The 17,974-nt window shown below is 62.0% G+C and carries 13 protein-coding genes; 6 read left to right on the top strand and 7 right to left on the bottom strand.

Features of this window, described 5'->3' with window-relative positions; all coding sequences use genetic code 11:
* Positions 1–171: 171 nt before the first annotated feature.
* Entirely contained in the window at positions 172–1,962 is a 1,791-nt protein-coding gene (locus HL653_RS04275) for a type I secretion system permease/ATPase (RefSeq protein ID WP_171743416.1), read from the top strand.
* A 17-nt stretch (positions 1,963–1,979) separates the two neighbouring features.
* Positions 1,980–3,341, top strand: coding sequence for an HlyD family type I secretion periplasmic adaptor subunit (locus HL653_RS04280; RefSeq protein ID WP_171743417.1), 1,362 nt, complete (start codon positions 1,980–1,982; stop codon positions 3,339–3,341).
* A 438-nt stretch (positions 3,342–3,779) separates the two neighbouring features.
* On the opposite strand, the gene HL653_RS04285 is transcribed toward HL653_RS04280, so the two are convergent.
* Positions 3,780–5,018, bottom strand: a complete 1,239-nt coding sequence (locus HL653_RS04285) for a hypothetical protein (protein ID WP_171743418.1) — start codon at positions 5,016–5,018, stop codon at positions 3,780–3,782.
* Between the two features lie 219 nt (positions 5,019–5,237).
* On the opposite strand from HL653_RS04285, the gene HL653_RS04290 reads away from it, so the two are divergent.
* A complete protein-coding gene (locus HL653_RS04290) occupies positions 5,238–5,798 on the top strand; it encodes a transcriptional regulator (protein WP_216599947.1) in 561 nt (186 codons plus the stop codon).
* Positions 5,799–5,989: 191 nt separating this feature from the next.
* Here HL653_RS04290 and HL653_RS04295 read toward each other — a convergent pair whose 3' ends face one another.
* From HL653_RS04295 to HL653_RS04320, 6 genes are all read right to left on the bottom strand, one after another.
* Entirely contained in the window at positions 5,990–6,802 is an 813-nt protein-coding gene (locus HL653_RS04295; protein ID WP_171743420.1) for a hypothetical protein, read from the bottom strand.
* Positions 6,803–6,805: 3 nt separating this feature from the next.
* Positions 6,806–8,551 (bottom strand): AAA family ATPase, encoded by a 1,746-nt coding sequence (locus HL653_RS04300; protein WP_216599948.1) that lies wholly within the window; start codon positions 8,549–8,551, stop codon positions 6,806–6,808.
* Positions 8,523–10,142: a restriction endonuclease subunit S gene (locus tag HL653_RS04305; RefSeq protein ID WP_171743421.1), complete on the bottom strand. Its 1,620-nt coding sequence runs from the start codon at positions 10,140–10,142 to the stop codon at positions 8,523–8,525. The genes HL653_RS04300 and HL653_RS04305 overlap by 29 nt, the downstream gene beginning before the upstream one ends.
* A 60-nt stretch (positions 10,143–10,202) precedes the next feature.
* Positions 10,203–11,618 (bottom strand): N-6 DNA methylase, encoded by a 1,416-nt coding sequence (locus HL653_RS04310; RefSeq protein WP_171743422.1) that lies wholly within the window; start codon positions 11,616–11,618, stop codon positions 10,203–10,205.
* A gap of 196 nt (positions 11,619–11,814) precedes the next feature.
* Positions 11,815–13,062: a type II toxin-antitoxin system HipA family toxin gene (locus HL653_RS04315; RefSeq protein WP_171743423.1), complete on the bottom strand. Its 1,248-nt coding sequence runs from the start codon at positions 13,060–13,062 to the stop codon at positions 11,815–11,817.
* The gene (locus HL653_RS04320) at positions 13,055–13,390 is read right to left on the bottom strand and encodes a helix-turn-helix domain-containing protein (RefSeq protein WP_171743424.1); all 336 of its coding nucleotides are present in this window, start codon (positions 13,388–13,390) and stop codon (positions 13,055–13,057) included. The genes HL653_RS04315 and HL653_RS04320 overlap by 8 nt, the downstream gene beginning before the upstream one ends.
* Positions 13,391–13,755: 365 nt before the next feature.
* Between HL653_RS04320 and HL653_RS04325 the strand changes: the two genes are divergently transcribed.
* The 3 genes from HL653_RS04325 (at position 13,756) to HL653_RS04335 (ending at position 17,926) form a co-directional block, all read left to right on the top strand.
* A complete protein-coding gene (locus tag HL653_RS04325; protein ID WP_171743425.1) occupies positions 13,756–14,949 on the top strand; it encodes a DUF932 domain-containing protein in 1,194 nt (397 codons plus the stop codon).
* A gap of 483 nt (positions 14,950–15,432) precedes the next feature.
* Positions 15,433–15,657, top strand: a complete 225-nt coding sequence (locus tag HL653_RS04330) for a hypothetical protein (protein ID WP_171743426.1) — start codon at positions 15,433–15,435, stop codon at positions 15,655–15,657.
* Between the two features lie 154 nt (positions 15,658–15,811).
* Positions 15,812–17,926, top strand: coding sequence for a ParB/RepB/Spo0J family partition protein (locus tag HL653_RS04335; RefSeq protein WP_171743427.1), 2,115 nt, complete (start codon positions 15,812–15,814; stop codon positions 17,924–17,926).
* The last annotated feature ends 48 nt before the right edge of the window (positions 17,927–17,974 follow it).

The following is a 17,974-nucleotide window of genomic DNA, read 5'->3' on the forward strand; positions in this document are numbered from 1 at the left end:
CGCCGTGCGGGACGCTGCGCATCATGCCGATCGCACAATCCCATGCGGGTTTTACAGCCGCTCAACGTCTATCGTTAACCGTGTTTTAGCGAAGAATCCGGTATCCGGGGTCATCCCGGAAGAGTGGTCGACCCTGTTGGTCCGTAGCCTGATTCCCAGTGGGAACCCCGCATGATCAAACCGTTGTTCGCGTCCATTGCCCATGACGACCGCGCCGATCCGATCGGCCGCGTGGTCCGCGCCTGCCGGCGCTATTTCGTGCACGGGGCGGCGTTCAGCGCCTTCCTGAACCTGCTGTATCTCGCGCCGACCATCTACATGCTGCAGGTCTATGATCGCGTGATACCGACGCGCGGCGCGCTGACGCTGACGATGCTCACGCTGATCCTGTCGCTGTCGGTGGTGACGATCGCCCTGCTGGATCTGGTGCGGACGCGCCTGCTGGTGCGGGCGAGCGCCAGGCTGGATCGCGAACTGGCCGGGCCGATCCTCGACGCGATGCTGCGCCTCGCCGGCGGCAGCGCGCGGACGACGGCGGCGATGCGCGAATTCGATACGTTCCGCTCGACGATGACGGGCCCCGGCGTGCTGGCCCTGTTCGATGCGCCCTGGGCGCCGATCTACATCCTCACCTGCTATCTGCTGCATCCCGCGCTGGCGGGGCTGGCGGTGGCGGGCGCCGTGGTGCTGTCCGTCCTGTCCTGGCTCAACGAGCGCGCGACCGCCGAATCGATCCGCCGCGCCACCTCCGCCGCGCAGGCGAGCCATGCGGGCATCGAGAGCATCATGTCCGCCTCCGGCGTGATCGGCTCGCTCGGCATGCGCCCCGCCATGGTGCAGCGTCACCTGCGCGACCGCCACGTCGCGACCCGGCTGGCGCTGGGCGCCACGTTCGGCAGCGCGGGCTATACCTCCGCGATCAAGGCGATCCGCCTGCTGCTCCAGTCGCTGGCGCTCGGCCTCGGCGCCTTGCTGGCGATCGAGGGGCAGGTTTCGGCCGGCTCGCTCTTCGCCGCCTCGCTGCTCGTCTCGCGCGCGCTCCAGCCGATCGAGCTGATCAACGGCGCGTGGAAGGGCCTGATCCAGGCGAGCGCCGCCTATCGCTCGATGGTCGATCTGTTCGCCGCGCGCGGGCCGATCCGCCAGGCCACGCGCCTGCCCGATCCGGTCGGCGCGCTTTCGGTGGAGGGCGTCACGATCGCCTCGCCCTCGGGCGACCGCGCGCTGCTGCAGAATGTGCGCTTCGAGCTGGAGCCCGGCGAATCGCTCGGCATCATCGGCCCGTCGGGCGCCGGCAAGTCGACGTTGGTGAAGGCCATTGCGGGCGCCCTGCCCGCCACCGCCGGCCGCATCCGCATCGACGGCGCCGCGCTGGAGGATTGGCCGGAAGAGCAGCTCGGCAACCTGATCGGCTATGTGCCGCAGGCGCCGACGCTCTTTCAGGGCACGATCAAGGAGAATATCGCCCGCTTCCAGACCGAGTTCGCCGAACCGGGCGCGCTCGACGCGGAAGTGGTGCGGGTCGCCCAGCTGTGCGGCGCGCATGACTTCATCCTGCGCCTGCCGCGCGCCTACGACACCGAATTGGGTCGTGGCGGAGCGGGTCTCTCGGTCGGCCAGGCGCAGCGCATCGCGCTCGCCCGCGCCATGTTCGGCAACCCCGCCTTGCTGGTGCTCGACGAGCCCAATGCCAGCCTGGATGCCGAAAGCGAAGCGCAGCTGATCGCCGCGCTGGACGAGCTGCGCGGCAAGGGTGTGACGATGATCATCGTCGCGCACCGCATGGGCATCCTCGCCTCGGTCGACAAGATGCTGTTCCTGCGCGACGGCAAGCCCGAGCTGTTCGGCCCGCGCAACGCCGTGTTCGCACGCCTGGCGACGCGCACCTCGGGCGACGGAGGTGGCGCCCCCGCGCCCGCCCGCGAGCCCGCCGCCGCAGCCGTCTCCGCCCAAGCCTCCTGACGCACGGATCCCCGGTCATGTCCGCCGATATCATCACGCTGAACCCGCTCACCCCGATCGCCCCCTCGGCAGATCAGGATCATGATCTGCCGCGCGAGGCGCGTCTCGGCTGGATCGTCGTCGCACTCTTCTTCGGCCTGTTCCTGGGCTTTGCGAGCTTCATCCGGATGGACTCGGCCGCGCAGGCGGACGGCGTCGTGAAGGTTTCGGGCAGCCGCCGCGCCGTCCAGCACCGGGATGGCGGCGTCGTCTCCGCGCTGCATGTCCGCGAGGGCCAGCGCGTGAAGGCCGGCGACATCCTGATCGAGCTGGCGGGCGCTGAAGTCGCCGCCAACGAGCGTGGCCTCGCCTCGCAGGTGATCGGCCTGCAGGCCCAGCATGCGCGCCTGCTGGCCGAGCGCCAGGGGCAGACGAGCTTCGCCGCGCCCGCCGAATTCGCGTCGCTGACGGGCGCCGACCGCCAGCTGGCCGACGATGCGATGCGGCTGCAGCGCGGCGAGATGGCCGCGCGGGGGCAGGCGCTGTCCGCGCAGAAGAACGTGCTGCATCAGCAGGCGGCGCAGCTGTCCTCCAAGATCACCGGCATCGATCAGCAGATCGCCTCGACCAAGCGCCAGAGCGAATTGTTCAACGACCAGCTTTCCGGCATGCGCGAACTGGCGACCAAGGGCTTCGCCAGCGTCAACCGCGTGCGCGAGCTGGAGCGCGCGCAGGCGCAGCTGGGCGGCGATACGGCCAACCTCGCCGCCTCGGGCGCCTCGACCCGCCAGCAGATCGGCGAGACGCGGATGCAGGCGCTCTCGATGGACTCGCAGCGGCTGCAGCAGATCGCCGACGATCTGCAGAAGACCGAATCCGCCATCAACGAAACCTTGCCGCGCTGGCAGGCCGCCCGCAATCAGGTGGAAGCGACCCGCGTGCGCGCGCCCGCCTCGGGCCAGGTCGTCGGGCTCACCGTGTTCACGGTCGGCGCCGTCATCACGCCGGGTCAGAAGATCCTCGAAGTGGTGCCCGACGCGACGCCGCTGGTGATCGAGCCGATGATCTCGCCCACCGACGCCTCCGATCTCGCGGTCGGCCAGACGGCGGAGGTGCGCTTCCCGAGCCTGCACGGTCGCGGCCTGCCGGTGTTCGAAGGCAAGATCACGCGCATGTCCGCCGACAGCTTCGTCGACGAGAAGAGCGGCGCGCGCTTCTACACCGCCGAAGTGACGGTGCCGCCCGAGACGCTGGACGCGCTGAAGCGCGTGGATGCGAGCCTCAGCATCAAGCCGGGCCTGCCCGCGCAGATCATCGTGCCGCTGAAGAAGCGCACGCTTCTGAGCTACCTGATCGAGCCGATCAGCCAGTCGCTGTGGCGCTCCGGACGCGAGCGCTGATCGGGGGCGGGGGTGCCACCGCAAGGGACGTAGCCTTGCGGTGATCCCGTTCTTCGGGCGCGGAGCTGGATGGCTTCGCTGCGCTCGCAATGACGGGTGACTCTTCGGGGGAGATCTGGCTCTACGCCTCTCTAGAGGCTGCCGAAATCATTCCCACTCGATTGCCTCAGTCGGCGTTAAGACGTTGAAAAACAAGGAAAATAACTCCATTCTCCAGCCCGATCCCGATAGGCGATCCGACAAAAAGCTACGCTTTTGATTTCAAACGATTTTTCCCGCGAAAATTTTTTTGCGAGGCTTCGTCAGCTATCGCTGTCGATCGCCCCATTCCAACGCTCGAGATCGCAGTTGCCTTCGCAGCGGCGTTCCAAAAAAACACCGTCACCACCCTAACGAACACTCGAGGGAAACGCGAGCGTCAGCCTTGCGGGGAGTACGTCAATAATAGGCAGGCGGCCGAAAGTCGTGATCGTCGTCCTCGGCAAACAGCCGGCTCTCCTCGAGCCGACGTTCGAGACCATCTGCCGACAGCGCCAACTCGCGACGCGCCAGCTTTTCCTCCGCAAACCTCACCAACGCTACAACCCTTCCAGACGCGTCCGCTTCCAGTTCGGCGCGCAGCGACGAGACAAGGCGCCGCAGCCGATCAAGTGCGGCCATTTCCTCCAGCAGACTGTCGAGCGCCTTGGAACGGCGTTCGTCGATGTGCTTCTGGCGAAGAACGCGCTCGCGACGCTGCCGTTCTTCCTCGCGCTGACGCGCATCCGCCTCTCGCCGGACGCGATCCTCCTTCCGCGCTGCGGCCAGGACCTTGATGCCCACGGCTATGTCGACCGCCATTTTCTCGAGGCGCTGCACCTTGGCATCACGGTAGGAGCGTCGCGGACTGGCCCCCATGAGGTAGGCGTGTTCCAGTTCGAACGACAGTTGGCCGTTGGGGTGATAGTCCCACTCCGGAAAGCGGGGCGGGAAGACACTGAAATCCTCGTCGTCCCATGAGGCGGGCTTGCTCCAGTATTTCTCGCGCTTCTTCCGATACGCGGCGTCTTCCGCCACCTCCTTCTCGGTGAGAACGTGCTTCTCGCGCCTCGTCGCCTCGGAGATCGAAAATCCGATCGTCTCACCATCGCATTCGAACGCTGCGGCCTTGTCAGTCTTCACGAGTCCGATACCCAGCGCGGCGCCTGCTGCTGCAATCCGATTCAGCACCGACTGGAGACGCTCTGCAGAGTCGGGCGCGACCTCGACCTTGATGAGCCCGGCCTGTTCGACCGAAGCCAAGCCCGTGACCGGCGCGGGCTTCGCCTTGCGAAGCTTCTCGATCGTCCGTTCGACGATCGGATTGGACGGCGGCTCGTCCCCGGCCGCGATCGTCGACGCCAGCACGCGGGCATTCTCACGAGCCTCCGCAATCAGCTCCGGCTCCGCTTTCAACTCTCCGCTCGCGATGGTGATCCGGTCGGCGTCGCCGGTCTTCATCTTCGGCAGCGGTATCTGTTTCACCGGCTTGCCGGCTGCCTTCTTGGCCCACCATCCCAGCGGCGGGTTGGGGATAGCGTGTTTCCTGCAGATCTTGTGGAGGGCGACGTCCGAAAGCACGAATTCCTTTGCCAAGTGGGTCATTGGCTTCGACCAGACGAGATCGTAGAATTCTTCGCGTGTAAAGGTTCTGGACATGCGCGGCTCCTGCCTTGCTCAGGTTGCACTAATGCGAAAGTCCTGATGCTTGCTCGGGCCACTGCGACGATCTTGATGCGAGATCACGATCGTTAGTAGACCTTGTTGAAGTCGGGCGGATGTTATAAAACCTCGGATGTCATGGATAAGTCTCCGAGGAAATATAACGCATCTGAGACCCAAGGGGAGCGAGCGCGAAACCTGCTCGCTCGGCATGGCATGATGCGCATTCGGGAACTCGAGGCCGAAGGTATCGCGGCCACCACCATTGCTCGCCTGCTCTCGGACGAAACGGTAATGCGGCTGTCGCGGGGCCTGTATCAACTCGTCGACGCCGACATCGACGCCAATCATGATCTCGCGGAGGCCTCGAAACGCGTGCCGAAGGGCGTCATCTGCCTCACCTCCGCCCTAGCCTTTCACGAACTGGCCGATCAGATGCCGCGAAAGGTCTGGATGGCGATAGGGCATAAGGACTGGACACCCGCCGATCACGGGCCGCGTCTCAAGGTCGTACGGATGTCGGACAGCCTGCTTCGGTCGGATGTCGAGACGCACATGATCGAGAATATCGGCGTTCCGATGTTCACCATCCCGCGAACACTGGTCGACTGCTTCCGTCATCGAAAGTCCGTTGGGATCAACGTCGCGGTCGAGGCGCTGCGCGAGACGCTCAGGCAGCGCAAGGCGACGCCGGCAGTCATTGCGGAATGCGCGCGCAAACGCGGCGCATGGTCCGTGATGGCGCCGTATCTCGAGACACTCGCCCTCAATGGCTGAAAAGCGCGCCAACCCGGGCGCCTCGGTCCGCGCGAAGCTGCTCAACCAATCGCGAGCCTCCGGTCAGCCGTTCGACCTCATACTTGTTCGCTTCGCGCTGGAGAGGTTGCTGTATCGCGTGAGCATCTCCGCTCATTCGAAGCGGTTCATCCTCAAAGGGCAATGCTGCTCAACACCATCTAAAGCTGGCTTCATGTCATTAGCAGGTCTTGGACCCATGGATGGTCTTGATCGCGTTCTCCGCCAAGCAGAAATCGCATATCTCCGCTGAACGGACTACTATAATCGATTGCCATCAGTATGCGTTTAGCCACCCGCTTGAACGCGGTTTCCTGAACAGGATCAGACTGGCTTAGGACAAAATGTCCTTTTGCTTCTTCGATATCCAGCAGGAGTTTTACCGCTTCGGCGTGTCGAAGTTTGCAAGTCGGCTCATGTTGCAGATGATAGATCGCGATCGAAGTCTCGGCTCGCTTAAGGTCAACGACACTGCCGCCAGCCGGACAAGGCTGACCATTCTCGCGCTTGCAACCTAAAAGGCGCCAATCGGAGATGTCGCATGGATCGAGCAGAACCGGGTGTTCATCGGCGAGCGCGCCGGGCGCGTAAAGCCTCTTGCTCTCGTCAAGTAAAGGAAAGCGATCTGCCTTTCCCCCTGCTGTCCCGCCGTCAACGTCCTTACGACGTGAGTTGCAGAACGTGCATGCGTATCTGAAGTTGGTCTGATCGAAAGCTAACCATTTGTATCCGGTGTGTGGATTAACGGCATCACTGACCCGACCCTTGGGCCGGAAATGATCGACTGCGTTATCTGATCGCGGGACGGCCGTTTCGCAGTACCAGCACTTGTCGTTGAATAAATCGGCTAAGGCCGATTTGAGCTGCCGCCAGACGCCAGAATGGTCGTCTGGGCTGTCCCCTTGGCTGACGGCGGATGTCGCGGCTGCCGACGCCTCGAACCACCCATCTGGCAGAACTATGCGGCTGAGGTTGATGTATCTCATAGGCTAGGGTGCCGGGTCCGACTGCTGCTCGGCCAGCATCTCGGCGATAAGGCGCCGACCTAACTCTTCTCTGGCCTCGGGCTCCATAGCCGCAGAGAGTGTGGCAAGCTCTTCGGGATCTGAGGTCAAGAAGCTTGCTCGCATGACATCACTTCGTAGCCTAAGATAGCGTGAATATTCTTCATCTGGGTGGAAGAAACGGAAGCCTAGACGCTCCAGTTTTTCGTTTATGGAGGACAGCGTCTCAAGCTCGTTCGAAGATAGGTGCTCTTTGCCCGCGTAGGCCCGCTGACGTTCCAACAAAAGATGCGTCGGCTGATCGAGCGTTGATGAGATGCCGAACATGTCGCTTGTTATGATCGCGGCATAACCTTGGCCGCGAGGATCGAGCTCAGGGTGTATCGCCACGATGCGGGCGTCGTCCGCTTTGGGCGCATCGTTCATCCGAAGGATTTGCACCTGCTCCCTCACGAGCTCGGCGATCGCCAAAGGGTTGTGGGTGGTCAGCAAGATGTGGCTATTCTGCCGATCCTGGTCAGTCTGACCAGCGAAGGTTCGCAGATAGTTTAAATAGTCGACGGTCCATCGTGGATTTAGATGTGTATCGGGTTCATCAAGCAGGAACAGGCTCTCGTTCTCGGCTGTGAATCGAAGCAGCCCCAGCACCGTAAGGAGTTGCTGCTCGCCCTCACTGAGCTCCCTGAAGGTAACAGTGCCGTCGTTCTTTTTAAGCCGGACGCGAATTCGAACTTCGTCGATCAATTGAGAGACGTGAGTGCTTTCAATATCCCGGAAGAACTCTGCTGGTCGCTGATCGCCAACGAGAGCCCGCAGAGCCGCTATGTCTTTTACAAAAAGGTATTTGAAGTTCAGCGACTTCTTATTCCATAGAGAGACTTGGACGCGCCGGCTGACCTCGATCGGAGCGAGAGCGATGGAATACAGGCGGTCGAGGAAGCCAGCGACGACGCCTTTGGCGTTCCAGAACCTAGGGTCTCCGTCATGGGACGTCCATGGGGGCTCTCTGAGAACGAATAGAACCGACTCAATCCCTTGATCTGGATCGATGCCAAGATGCTCGGAGAGAAATTGCCGGACATCGGCGGACTGCTGAATCAAGAAAGCAAGCAGCACGAAGTGGCTGTGAACCGGCATCGCATAGAAAAGCCGCTTAAGTCCAGGATCACGGCCAAGTCGAAGCTGAGAATCAAATCGCTCTAAGTAAGGGCGAAATACCTCGAAAAGACGGTCACTCTCTCCAGAGTAATATGCAAATACGTAACGGGGGAGAAGGCTAGATTGATCAAAGAACGACTTCAGTGAAACCTTCTTTCCGGTGGTCACAGGAAAGCCCGTAGATTCAGCGAAGAGGTCGGGCCCGGCATCCGCATCATTGGCGGCTCTCGTGTCGACATGAATGATTAGGGCTTCGCGCTCCCGATCTGGATCGGCGTCGATGTTCACTCGAGCGGCATTCTCGCCAGCACCGACCCGGTAGCTTAAGTTGAAGGCGAACGAGGGTTTGCGATCGCCTTGTATCAAATCCCGGAAAATGATCGCCAGTGCCTCCAGCACGTTAGATTTGCCGGTGCCGTTCCAACCGATGACCACGGTGATCCAGTGGTCCTGGTCAAAGTCTATGGTGACGTTCTTCAGGTTTTTGAAGTGATGGGTCGGACTGTCCTTAAGACTTCCGACTGTGAGTTTGTCGAGGCGCATTTTAGGAGCGCTTCCAACGTAGGCGATCATAGAGCTTACGCCCTTGATCGTCAGTGACCGGTTTGGACTCAATTTGCCCGTTAATGTCAAGCTCTCGCAATTCGCTATAGAGGGCTTCGATGTCTTCGGTCGCCGCGTTGGCGCCGATTCCACATAGTTCAAAGGCTTCTTGGCCCGAAACCCAGCCATCTGCGCTGGAGAGCACAGCTGAGAGAGATGTTCTTGAAACCATGGTTTTTATTTCCTTCGGGTCGCTCTTCGGGTGACGACGATTGCTCACCGTCGATTGTCGTGCGCCTGCTTCTTGGCGAGCCAAGAGAGCATCCGCAGGCTCTTCCGTAGCGTCTTGCGAGACCAGCGCTCCGCTGAAAGCCTTTGTCCAAATCGCAGCCTCGAGTTTCGGCAGAAACTCCATCGCGGTAGTGTGATCGGCCACTACGCGATCAAGCCAACCGAAAGCTGCTTCGATCCGTCGGCTGATCTCGGCCGCCTCCTCCCAGGGCGGGACGGGAACCGGCAACGCGGCGACCTTACGCTTGCTGATTGAGGCGAGGTTCGTAGTCTGCGTTCCTTCGTCGAAGAAGTACGATTGCCCCTTCTCGTTCGCGAAGTGGGAAAGGTACTTGGGCGGGAGAGTCCCGTCCTTGAGGCGTATTCGAAAGACATGGTTCTGGTGGATGCATGGGTCGATTTGTTCCTCCCAGACCCATCCGCGTCCTAACTTATCCCTGTCTCCCCCTTCGTTCATCAGCACATCTCCCTCCCTCAGGAGGAGTCTGTCCCGCTCGGTCTCGGTCACACTGATGGTCTTAATCTCATCGAGTTTGAGCCACCCCCTCTGAACGTTGGCCACCCGAAGATACGGGACCTCGACCAGAACCTCGTCGGCTTTTCGTCGTCGGCCGACCTGAATTCCGCCTTGGATCTCGCTGATCTCGCCAAGCGCGCGAATGCTCCAGCCCTCCGGCAGAGAGCCGGCATCCGGATGGTTTTGATTGCGTAGATCTCGCGTCAAGCGTCCGGAGAACGCAAGGTCGAGCACAATCGACCGATATCGGGCGATCAGCATCGGGATTTGCGCCAACTCGGCCGTCGCGCGGCTAGTGCGAGCAATAAGAGCGTTCGATTTATCGACGATACGCCTTTGCTCTGCGAGCGGCGGCAGGGGCACCATATAGCTCTTGAGGAATTCGGCCGGCACACGCTGCTGACCAACGGCGCCTGACATGACTTTCTGAGCCTCGTCTCGGAAAGATCGTTGTCTCACAAATCGCCATATAAAATCCGGGAGAAGTGCGCCCTTGCTCCGAATGACGTGGAACTCCGTTGACCCAAAGCCCACGCCGTTCGCCAGATCGGTCGCGATCGCTGCCTTGCCGTTCTCCATTGATGGCGTGATCTTGGCGACGATGACGTCATTCTCCCGAAATTGGGTAAACCCCGACCTGACCTCCCTCAACGGCCGCTCGACACGGTCCGTTATCGTGCCAGAGACCTCATCGACAGCCGCCATGGGGACGAACGTCACAGCATCCGTCATTTCGAGATCGACGGACTTCCGAGGATTAATCTCCGCTACCTCGCGGAGCGGGACACTCGCCCACCCAATTCGCTCACGCATGGCTTGCCCGATCGTTCTGATATCGCCAGTCTCGCTGCGCGTCAGTTAGAGGCCCGGAAATCATTGCGCGGCCCCGGAAGAGTCTCCGAGCTCGTCGGCGACCGCTTGGATGTCAGCCAGGGCGTTCCGCAAATGGCCGATTATCGCGGCTGCGACTTCCTCGGGCTCGGCCGGCAACTCCTCGGGAGCTGGATCGGACCCGCCCAACCAGATAAGATCGAGATTGTCGGAGCGATCGGCGATCGCTCGCCGATCATAAGATCGCCAACGCCCTCCTTCACCCTCACTAACGCGGGGAGCATTACCGCTTGGGTCTGAGCCGAACGCGCTCTCGAACGGCTCGAAATCACCGGCGGTCAGAGGACGCTTTTTTCCAAAGCGGGGTGCTTCATGACGCATGTCATATACCCACACAGTCTCGGTATTTCCGCTGTCTGTCTCGCCCCTCACAAAGAACAGAACGTTTGTCTTGACCCCGGGACTGTAGAAAATTCCACTCGGAAGTCTTAGGATTGTGTGGAGATTGCAAAGCTCCATGAGCTCGCGCCGAATCTTTTGACCTACACCCTCTTCGAAAAGCACATTGTCCGGCAAAACTACCGCAGCCCGTCCCCCCGGCTTCAGCCCAAGATAGATGTGCTGAAGAAAAGCCAGCTGCTTGTTAGCGCCCCCATAGGTAATATCTTCACGCAACTTCCGCGCGCTTCCAGCTTTTGCGCCGAATGGCGGATTGGCCAGAATGACGTCCGCCGGGGATAGCAGGTCGGCGTCCGATGTCAGGGCGTCTCCCAAAATGAGACGAGAATCGAGCTGATGGAGGAAGGCATTCATCAAGCAGATTCGAAAGGTCGCCTTCTCAATCTCGACGCCTTCGTATTTTGGCGGATTGCGGTCATACTCATCCGGTGCGACACGGGCCCGAAGTTGTTGATCTGCTGAAATCAGGAAGCCGCCGCTTCCGGTCGCTGGGTCTTGGACGACATCTCCCAAGGCTGGCTGAACGAGCTTCACGATGGAATCAACGAGCGCCCGAGGCGTAAAATATTGTCCCGCTCCGGATCGCGCATCCTGGGAGTTCTTCGAAAGCAATCCTTCGTAAATGTCTCCCATTCCGTCCATCGATAACGAATGCCAATCCAGACGGGCAATGCCATCGACCACAGCCTTCAGATTTTCTGAGTGCGAGAACACGGTAGTAGGAAACGCGTATATTTTCCGGATGTTTTCACTCTCCGCGTGGCCGCCCAGATAAGTCAGCATTTCTCTGTAGAAGTTTAGGAGATCCGGACCTTCATAGCCGACAAGATCTCTCCACCGATATCCTTTCGGAAGAAGATCTTCGGTGCCGTTCTCCTCAGCAATTTTGAGGAACAGCAGGTAGGTCAGTTCTGAAATATACTCGTGATAGCTGACACCATCACCCCTAAGGATGTGGCAAAGATTCCAAATCTTCTGAACAATGTTCTCTATATTCATACTGACCAAGCATTCCGGGTATCGTTACAAGGTTGAGCCGGCCGTTGAGCTCGCCCATGGCCGCCTAAAGGAACCGATTGGCGACAAACGGCGTCTACGAGTGAGAGACATGGCTGTAGTTGACCAACGCGCGGCGGCGATAGGGTGCACTCGTCCAACGGCAGCAGCGGCCCAAAGCAATGAGGAAAGGTTCTCATCATAGCGCCAAGGCTCGCCTCAAATCGTCGTGTTCGAAGGCGCTGGCCATTCGGCTGATCTCGGCCGACCGTGCGCCGACCGCTTTGGCGGTCTCCCGCCAAGTCGCGGTAACGGTCGCCACCTCTTTGATGACCACGCGAGCCTGCGCCAACGTCAGGGCGAAGAACTCCGACGCTTCTTCCAGGAGATCGAGTGAACAGGTGCCCTCATTAAGATCGATGTTGGTCGTCAGCACCCGTGCCTTGATGTCGGTCGGCACCGGGTTCAGATCGTAGGCGGGCGAAAGCGACCATCCGGCCCGGCCGAGCCAAAGGAAGCCGTGATTACGCAAGTGATCATCGACATTTGAGATCAGCACGTTGAACACGACGCGACGATAGAGGGCGTGAGCATCGCTCTTTCCCTGCGCACCATGCTCGGCAAGGGCGTCGACAATCTCCGGATAACTACCGCGTTCTCCATCCTTTGCGCCCATCATCGCCATCGCCGAAAGGAAGGGAATCCGAACTGCGCCGTCGCGATCAAAGCGCCGGGACAACATGACCTTCTTGCCGGCCACGTCGATCAGTTCGTGAAAAGGTGTGGCGATGCCAGCCTGGCCAGCGAGTAGCAGGGCGACTTCCTCCCAGGTTTCCATGCTGTAGTCGTCGGTCTCCTTGGGAAATTTGGCGATCGAGAGACGGCCATGTTGATCGACGACCGATGCCTTGGGCCGCGCTCCACCGAGGGAGGAGCCGGGTGCGAAGATTAGCTGGAGATCCTCGTCGGTCTCTTCGTCGCGCAAGATGCGTTCGGTAATCTGGAGCAGTCGGCCGAGTTCGATCAGGGCGGGCACACCGGCGCGGATCGGCGCCTGAAACTGGTCTTCGCCGACCCAGCGGAAGCGGAGCGCGCCGAGCCGCGTCTCGTCTGCGACGCCAAGCAGATAATCGCTCTCCGCCAGCGTGCGCACTGCCCGGCCTTCACGGTCAGCGCTCCGGCGTTCTGCGCGTTGCATGAGGCGGCGGCCCCAGGTATCGGGCGCGGAGTCGCTGATGGAGCCGAAGGTTGCAAGACCAACGGGGGGTGCGAAGGCGCCGCGTGTTAGCGCAAGCGCAGGCTCCAGCGAGAACCGTTCGGCGTCTTCAAGCCAATCACGATCGTACTCAAACAGGATGGTTTCGGCACCACGGACACGATTGCTCCTAGCCAGACCCACCGGACGCGTCCGTCCATCCAGATCGAGATGCACCTCGAAGTCAGCCATCGCGTGACGTCCCCGACGATCTCTTCAGGTGGGCGTGTTTGGGCAATTCGGCGCTGGCAAGCGACTGGCCGACGCTGTCATTGCTGATGTCTGCAATCTGGCTCAGACCGTCGAGAAGTCCGAGCGCCTGAAGAGCGCCGGCGTAGATGCCAATGCTCACGTTGGTATCGCCCGCTTCAATCTTCTGTAGGGTCGACCGAGACGTGAACGCGCGTTCCGCCACGACGGCCATTGGCAACCGCCGACGCTTCCGCGCGTCGCGGATGTCAGCGCCGAGCTTGCGCATTGCGCGTCGCACCGCTGCTGATGGCTTATGGGGTGTCGGCACTTGCCACCTTCGCGCTACAGATCGACGTGATATGTAGCACGAAGCTTACATAATTCCAGCTAATAGCTGCCCTCGCCGCGAAATTCTGTGCGAAAGTTTTATCTGCTGCTTCGTTGGTATCAATGCTTCTAAGCGATGATCGGAAGTCAAGCCCGCCGCCGGCCAACTGGCCTGAAAGCCGCCTTTCCGGATTTGTGCCCCGAGGGAAAAGCCTTCCCCTGCGGCCGAGCCTGACGTCTCCGCCGACCCCTTCTGCGGGGAGACCCCGCAACGCCCCCCAGAGAGCGAGAGTGCCGAGCCGATGGCCGTGACGGGTTAACGGCTGGGAGAGAGGCTCCCGGCGCCCGTCGCGAAAGACCAGTGCCATGATTACCCAGACCCTAGACGCGCGCCGTGACGTGAGCGGCGGATACAAGGTCGATGTCTCGCGCGGCGAACGGAACGGCCGGGTTTCGTCGGAGTGGTTTTCCCGCCCCGACGACGAACGCTTCCTCTCGCTCGATGCCCTCGGCCACGCCGTCCGCAGCCGGTCCGAGCGGAGCCATACCCGCGTCCTCGAAACCGCCGCGATCCGCGTCGAGGCCGACCGATCGAACGCCGAGCGCCTGACGCTCATCCTGCCTGGCGCCGATCGACCCGCCGCGCCGACTCACTGGAGCTTCGGCCAGCTCGCCAGCCTGATCGGCGCACCAGCCGCCTACCTGCGCCAGCTCTCCGCGCCGCTTGCGGGGATAAACCTCCAATATGGACTGACCTCCCACCGCGCAGAGCAGATCAAGACGCTCGAAACCGAGAAAGGCCGGCTTGAGCTGCGCGCCGTCACCGGCCCTGACTATGGCCGCATCTTCGACCACGAGCTGGTCGATGCCGTCCAACGCATCGCGGGCAACGGCACGGGCGACACTCGCTGGAAGGTGCCCGGCGTGCTTGACTGGTCGACCGGCATCTACAACCCGCGCGTCGACATCACCAAGGACACGACCACACTCTACGCCTCCGATCGCGACATCTTCCTGTTCCTCGTCGACGATCTCAACCCGATCGAGGCCGGACGACTCCCAGACGGATCGCCCGACCTCTACTTTCGGGGCTTCTACTGCTGGAACTCCGAAGTCGGCGCGAAGACGCTCGGCATGGCGAGCTTCTATCTTCGCGCGGCCTGCCAGAACCGGAATCTCTGGGGCGTCGAGAGCTTCGAGGAAATCTCGATCCGCCATTCCAAATATGCGGCGTCGCGCTTCGCCCACGAGGCGGCACCGGCGTTGCTGAACTTCGCCAACTCCTCGCCGCTCCCCTTCGTCAATGGCATCCGTGCTGCCCGTGAGCGCATTGTCGCCCGCACCGACGAAGACCGCGGTGACTTTCTGCGCCGACGCGGCTTCTCCAAAGCGGAGACGGGTCGCATCATCGAGACCGTTCTCGCAGAAGAAGGGCACCCGCCCGAAAGCGTGTTCGACTTCGTCCAAGGGATCACCGCGATCGCCCGCGACAAGACCAATCAGGATGCCCGCCTCGACCTTGAAGGCAGGGCGAAGAAGCTTCTCGAACGCGCACAGTGACAGACGACCCCGCCGGACCAGATCCGGCGGGGTCGAACGCTTCGATGCGACCCGAAGCGGCTTTCCTTAGATCGGCGTGGGGGAACAGCGCGGCGGGACTCTGTCGATACCTCAGCCTACGCTAACGCCGGTCAGCCAGAAATAAGCGCGGGGGGACCACGCCCTTCGGTAGATCGAAGCTCCACGCGAACAGCCATTGGGGGCATCGCGGAAGGATTGGTCATGGTCTCCCGGATGGTTGCCCCGCCAATCTACCTTCGCCCGAGGAAATTATAATCGGGCAACACCGGACAGACTGTTGTCAGACCGTCAACAATCCCGCCCTTGGCTCATCCCGACCTTCACGCCATCTCCAGACGAATTTCGGAGGAGTGCGACCAGTGCCAATTGAATCCATGCGCAGTAGCTATCTCGATCGAAGCTCAGCACCACGAGCCGCGATCCACAATGATCGGCGGCTGATTCCCTTGGTGACGAGATAAAATGTCCGAGCGGAAACTGCCGGCGCGTCACGCCGACCTGAAGCCTAAAGGGTATCTGATCGAAATCGACGGCGCACCGAACTACATCGCCTCGGATGACATGGGCGACCGGATCATCCTGAGAGGCCGCACGCGCCTCGTCGCGGTTATCTACGACACGGCCCATCTTTCCCGGGTGCTGGAGCAGGAGACGATGCAATCGCGGACGTCCGCAATATGGCCGTGACGCGAGCGACGAACACGGCTCGCGGCGCGCGGTCGCGCCCGCTCAGGCCGCCCGCGCGGAGCGCCCTAGGGAGAGAGGAAGAGGGCCGGAAACGGCCTTCGTGACGGGTTTAGGTTGAGAGAGAGGCTCTCGACGCCTGTCGCGGAGACCTACCATGGCCACGGCCGTACAGAAGATCACCCTCGCACCCTCGCGTGACATCCCCCTCAACAAGCTGGTTCTCAGCCAGTCGAACGTCCGCCGGATAAAAGCCGGCGCGTCGGTCGAGGAACTGGCGGATTCGATCGCCCGTCGAGGCCTCATTCAGAGTATCAGCGTCTTCCCCGTCGTCGATGCCGACGGCAACGAGACCGGCATGTTCGAGGTTCCGGCCGGCGGTCGCCGCTACCGCGCCCTCGAACTGCTCGTGAAGCGCAAGCGGCTCGCCAAGACCGCCCCCGTGCCGTGTGTCGTGCGCGAGCGCGACGGCGCCATCCTCCCCGAGGAAATCTCGCTCTCCGAGAATATCGAGCGCGCCGCCCTCCATCCCCTCGACCAATATCGCGCGTTCAACGACATGCGCCACAAGGGCATGAGCGAAGAGGAGGTCGCTGCCGCTTTCTTCGTGTCGGTCGCGATCGTTAAGCAGCGGCTCCGCCTCGCCGCCGTCTCACCGACCCTGCTGCAGATCTACGCCGATGACGGCATGCAGCTCGAGCATGTGATGGCCTTCACCGTCTCCAACGACCATGCCCGCCAGGAACAGGTCTGGGACGCGATCAAGGACAGCTGGAACAAGCAGCCCTATCAGATCCGCCGTATGCTGACCGAAAGCGCGGTCCGCGCGTCCGACAAGCGCGCCCTCTATGTCGGCGTTGATGCCTATGAGGAGGCCGGCGGCTTTGTGTTGCGCGACCTGTTCGAGAAAGACGATGGCGGCTGGCTGCAGGATCCCAGCCTTCTCGACATGCTCGTGTCCGAAAAGCTTCGCGACGCCGCCGTCGGCATTGCGGCCGAGGGCTGGAAGTGGATCGAGGTCGGGGTCAGCTTCCCCTACGATGCGACCTACGGCCTGCGCGAACTCGCCGGCGAGACGATCGCACTAACGTCCGACGAGGAGGCGACGATCGCCGCGCTCAACGCCGAATATGAGCAGATCGAAGCGCAGCATGAGGGCGTCGATGAGCTGCCCGACGAGATCGACCATCGCTTTGGCGAGATCGAGACGGCGCTCGCAGCCTTCAAGACCCGCCCGGTCCGCTACGATCCCACCGACATCGCCCGTGCCGGCGTCTTCGTCAGCATCGGCCACGACGGCTCGCTCGACATCGACCGGGGCTACGTCCGCGCCGAGGACGAGGCGCCGACCGTGCAGGAGGGCGGAGAGCCCGCTACGCACGACCCGGCGAACGACGGCGCGGATGCGACCTCGGACACACGGACGGTCATCGCGATCGGCGGCCAGACCGTCGAGCCCGCCGAGGAGGAAGACGGCATCAAACCGCTTCCCGACCGGCTGCTCGGCGAACTCACTGCGCATCGCACGCTCGCGCTGCGCAACGCAGTCGCCAACGACCCGCGCATTGCAATGACGGCGCTCCTCCACAAGCTCGTCGCCGACGCCTTCGACCATCACTCCTATGCCGGGGCGCTGGAGGCGTCCGTGCGCCATGTTCACTTCCCCGCCCAGGACGAAGCCCTTGGCGACAGCGCGGCAGCGCGGGAAGCCGAACAGCGTCACGAACTGTGGGGCGACGTCATCCCCGCCGACGAGGACGCACGGTGGAACTGGATCGACCAACTCGACGAAACCGACCGGATGGCGCTGCTGGCCCACTGCGTGAGCTTCGGCGTGAACGCGCTGTACGAGAAGCCCAACCCCTATGGCGGTCACGGCGTCTCCCAGCACGGTCTCGACCAGCGCCTCGCCCAGGCCGACCGCCTCGCGCGCGCAACCGGGCTCGACATGGTCGCATCGGGCTGGCGGCCCACCGTAGGCAACTATCTCGGCCGCGTCACCAAGGCCCGTATCCTTCTCGCGGTGCGCGAAGGTGCCGGCGACACCGCCGCCCAGACCATCGACCACCTGAAGAAGGGCGAGATGGCGAAACAGGCCGAGGAACTTCTCGCGGGCACCGGCTGGCTGGCCGAGCCCCTCCGACTCGCTGCCCCGGCGACGATCGGCGATGACTCGGCGGAGGACGGCGGCGAACAGGCTATGGGCGACAGCGAACCCATGAGCCACACTGACCCGCGCGACGACGCGCCGTTCGCCGTCGCGGCGGAATAACTTCCCGACAATCGATCATGCGGGCCGTCAGCAATGGCGGCCCGTTTG

The sequence above is a fragment of the Sphingomonas sp. AP4-R1 genome, from assembly GCF_013113735.1.
Taxonomy (GTDB): Bacteria; Pseudomonadota; Alphaproteobacteria; order Sphingomonadales; family Sphingomonadaceae; genus Sphingomonas_I.

What these genes read in the sequence shown, in the direction of transcription:
- HL653_RS04280 (WP_171743417.1), top strand. Translation starts at nt 1,980, where the DNA reads ATGTCCGCCGATATCATCACGCTGAACCCGCTCACCCCGATCGCCCCC.
- HL653_RS04325 (WP_171743425.1), top strand. Translation starts at nt 13,756, where the DNA reads ATGATTACCCAGACCCTAGACGCGCGCCGTGACGTGAGCGGCGGATAC.
- HL653_RS04305 (WP_171743421.1), bottom strand. Translation starts at nt 10,142, where the DNA reads ATGCGTGAGCGAATTGGGTGGGCGAGTGTCCCGCTCCGCGAGGTAGCG.
- HL653_RS04285 (WP_171743418.1), bottom strand. Translation starts at nt 5,018, where the DNA reads ATGTCCAGAACCTTTACACGCGAAGAATTCTACGATCTCGTCTGGTCG.
- HL653_RS04300 (WP_216599948.1), bottom strand. Translation starts at nt 8,551, where the DNA reads ATGATCGCCTACGTTGGAAGCGCTCCTAAAATGCGCCTCGACAAACTC.
- HL653_RS04275 (WP_171743416.1), top strand. Translation starts at nt 172, where the DNA reads ATGATCAAACCGTTGTTCGCGTCCATTGCCCATGACGACCGCGCCGAT.
- HL653_RS04290 (WP_216599947.1), top strand. Translation starts at nt 5,238, where the DNA reads ATGATGCGCATTCGGGAACTCGAGGCCGAAGGTATCGCGGCCACCACC.
- HL653_RS04330 (WP_171743426.1), top strand. Translation starts at nt 15,433, where the DNA reads ATGTCCGAGCGGAAACTGCCGGCGCGTCACGCCGACCTGAAGCCTAAA.
- HL653_RS04335 (WP_171743427.1), top strand. Translation starts at nt 15,812, where the DNA reads ATGGCCACGGCCGTACAGAAGATCACCCTCGCACCCTCGCGTGACATC.
- HL653_RS04295 (WP_171743420.1), bottom strand. Translation starts at nt 6,802, where the DNA reads ATGAGATACATCAACCTCAGCCGCATAGTTCTGCCAGATGGGTGGTTC.
- HL653_RS04315 (WP_171743423.1), bottom strand. Translation starts at nt 13,062, where the DNA reads ATGGCTGACTTCGAGGTGCATCTCGATCTGGATGGACGGACGCGTCCG.
- HL653_RS04310 (WP_171743422.1), bottom strand. Translation starts at nt 11,618, where the DNA reads ATGAATATAGAGAACATTGTTCAGAAGATTTGGAATCTTTGCCACATC.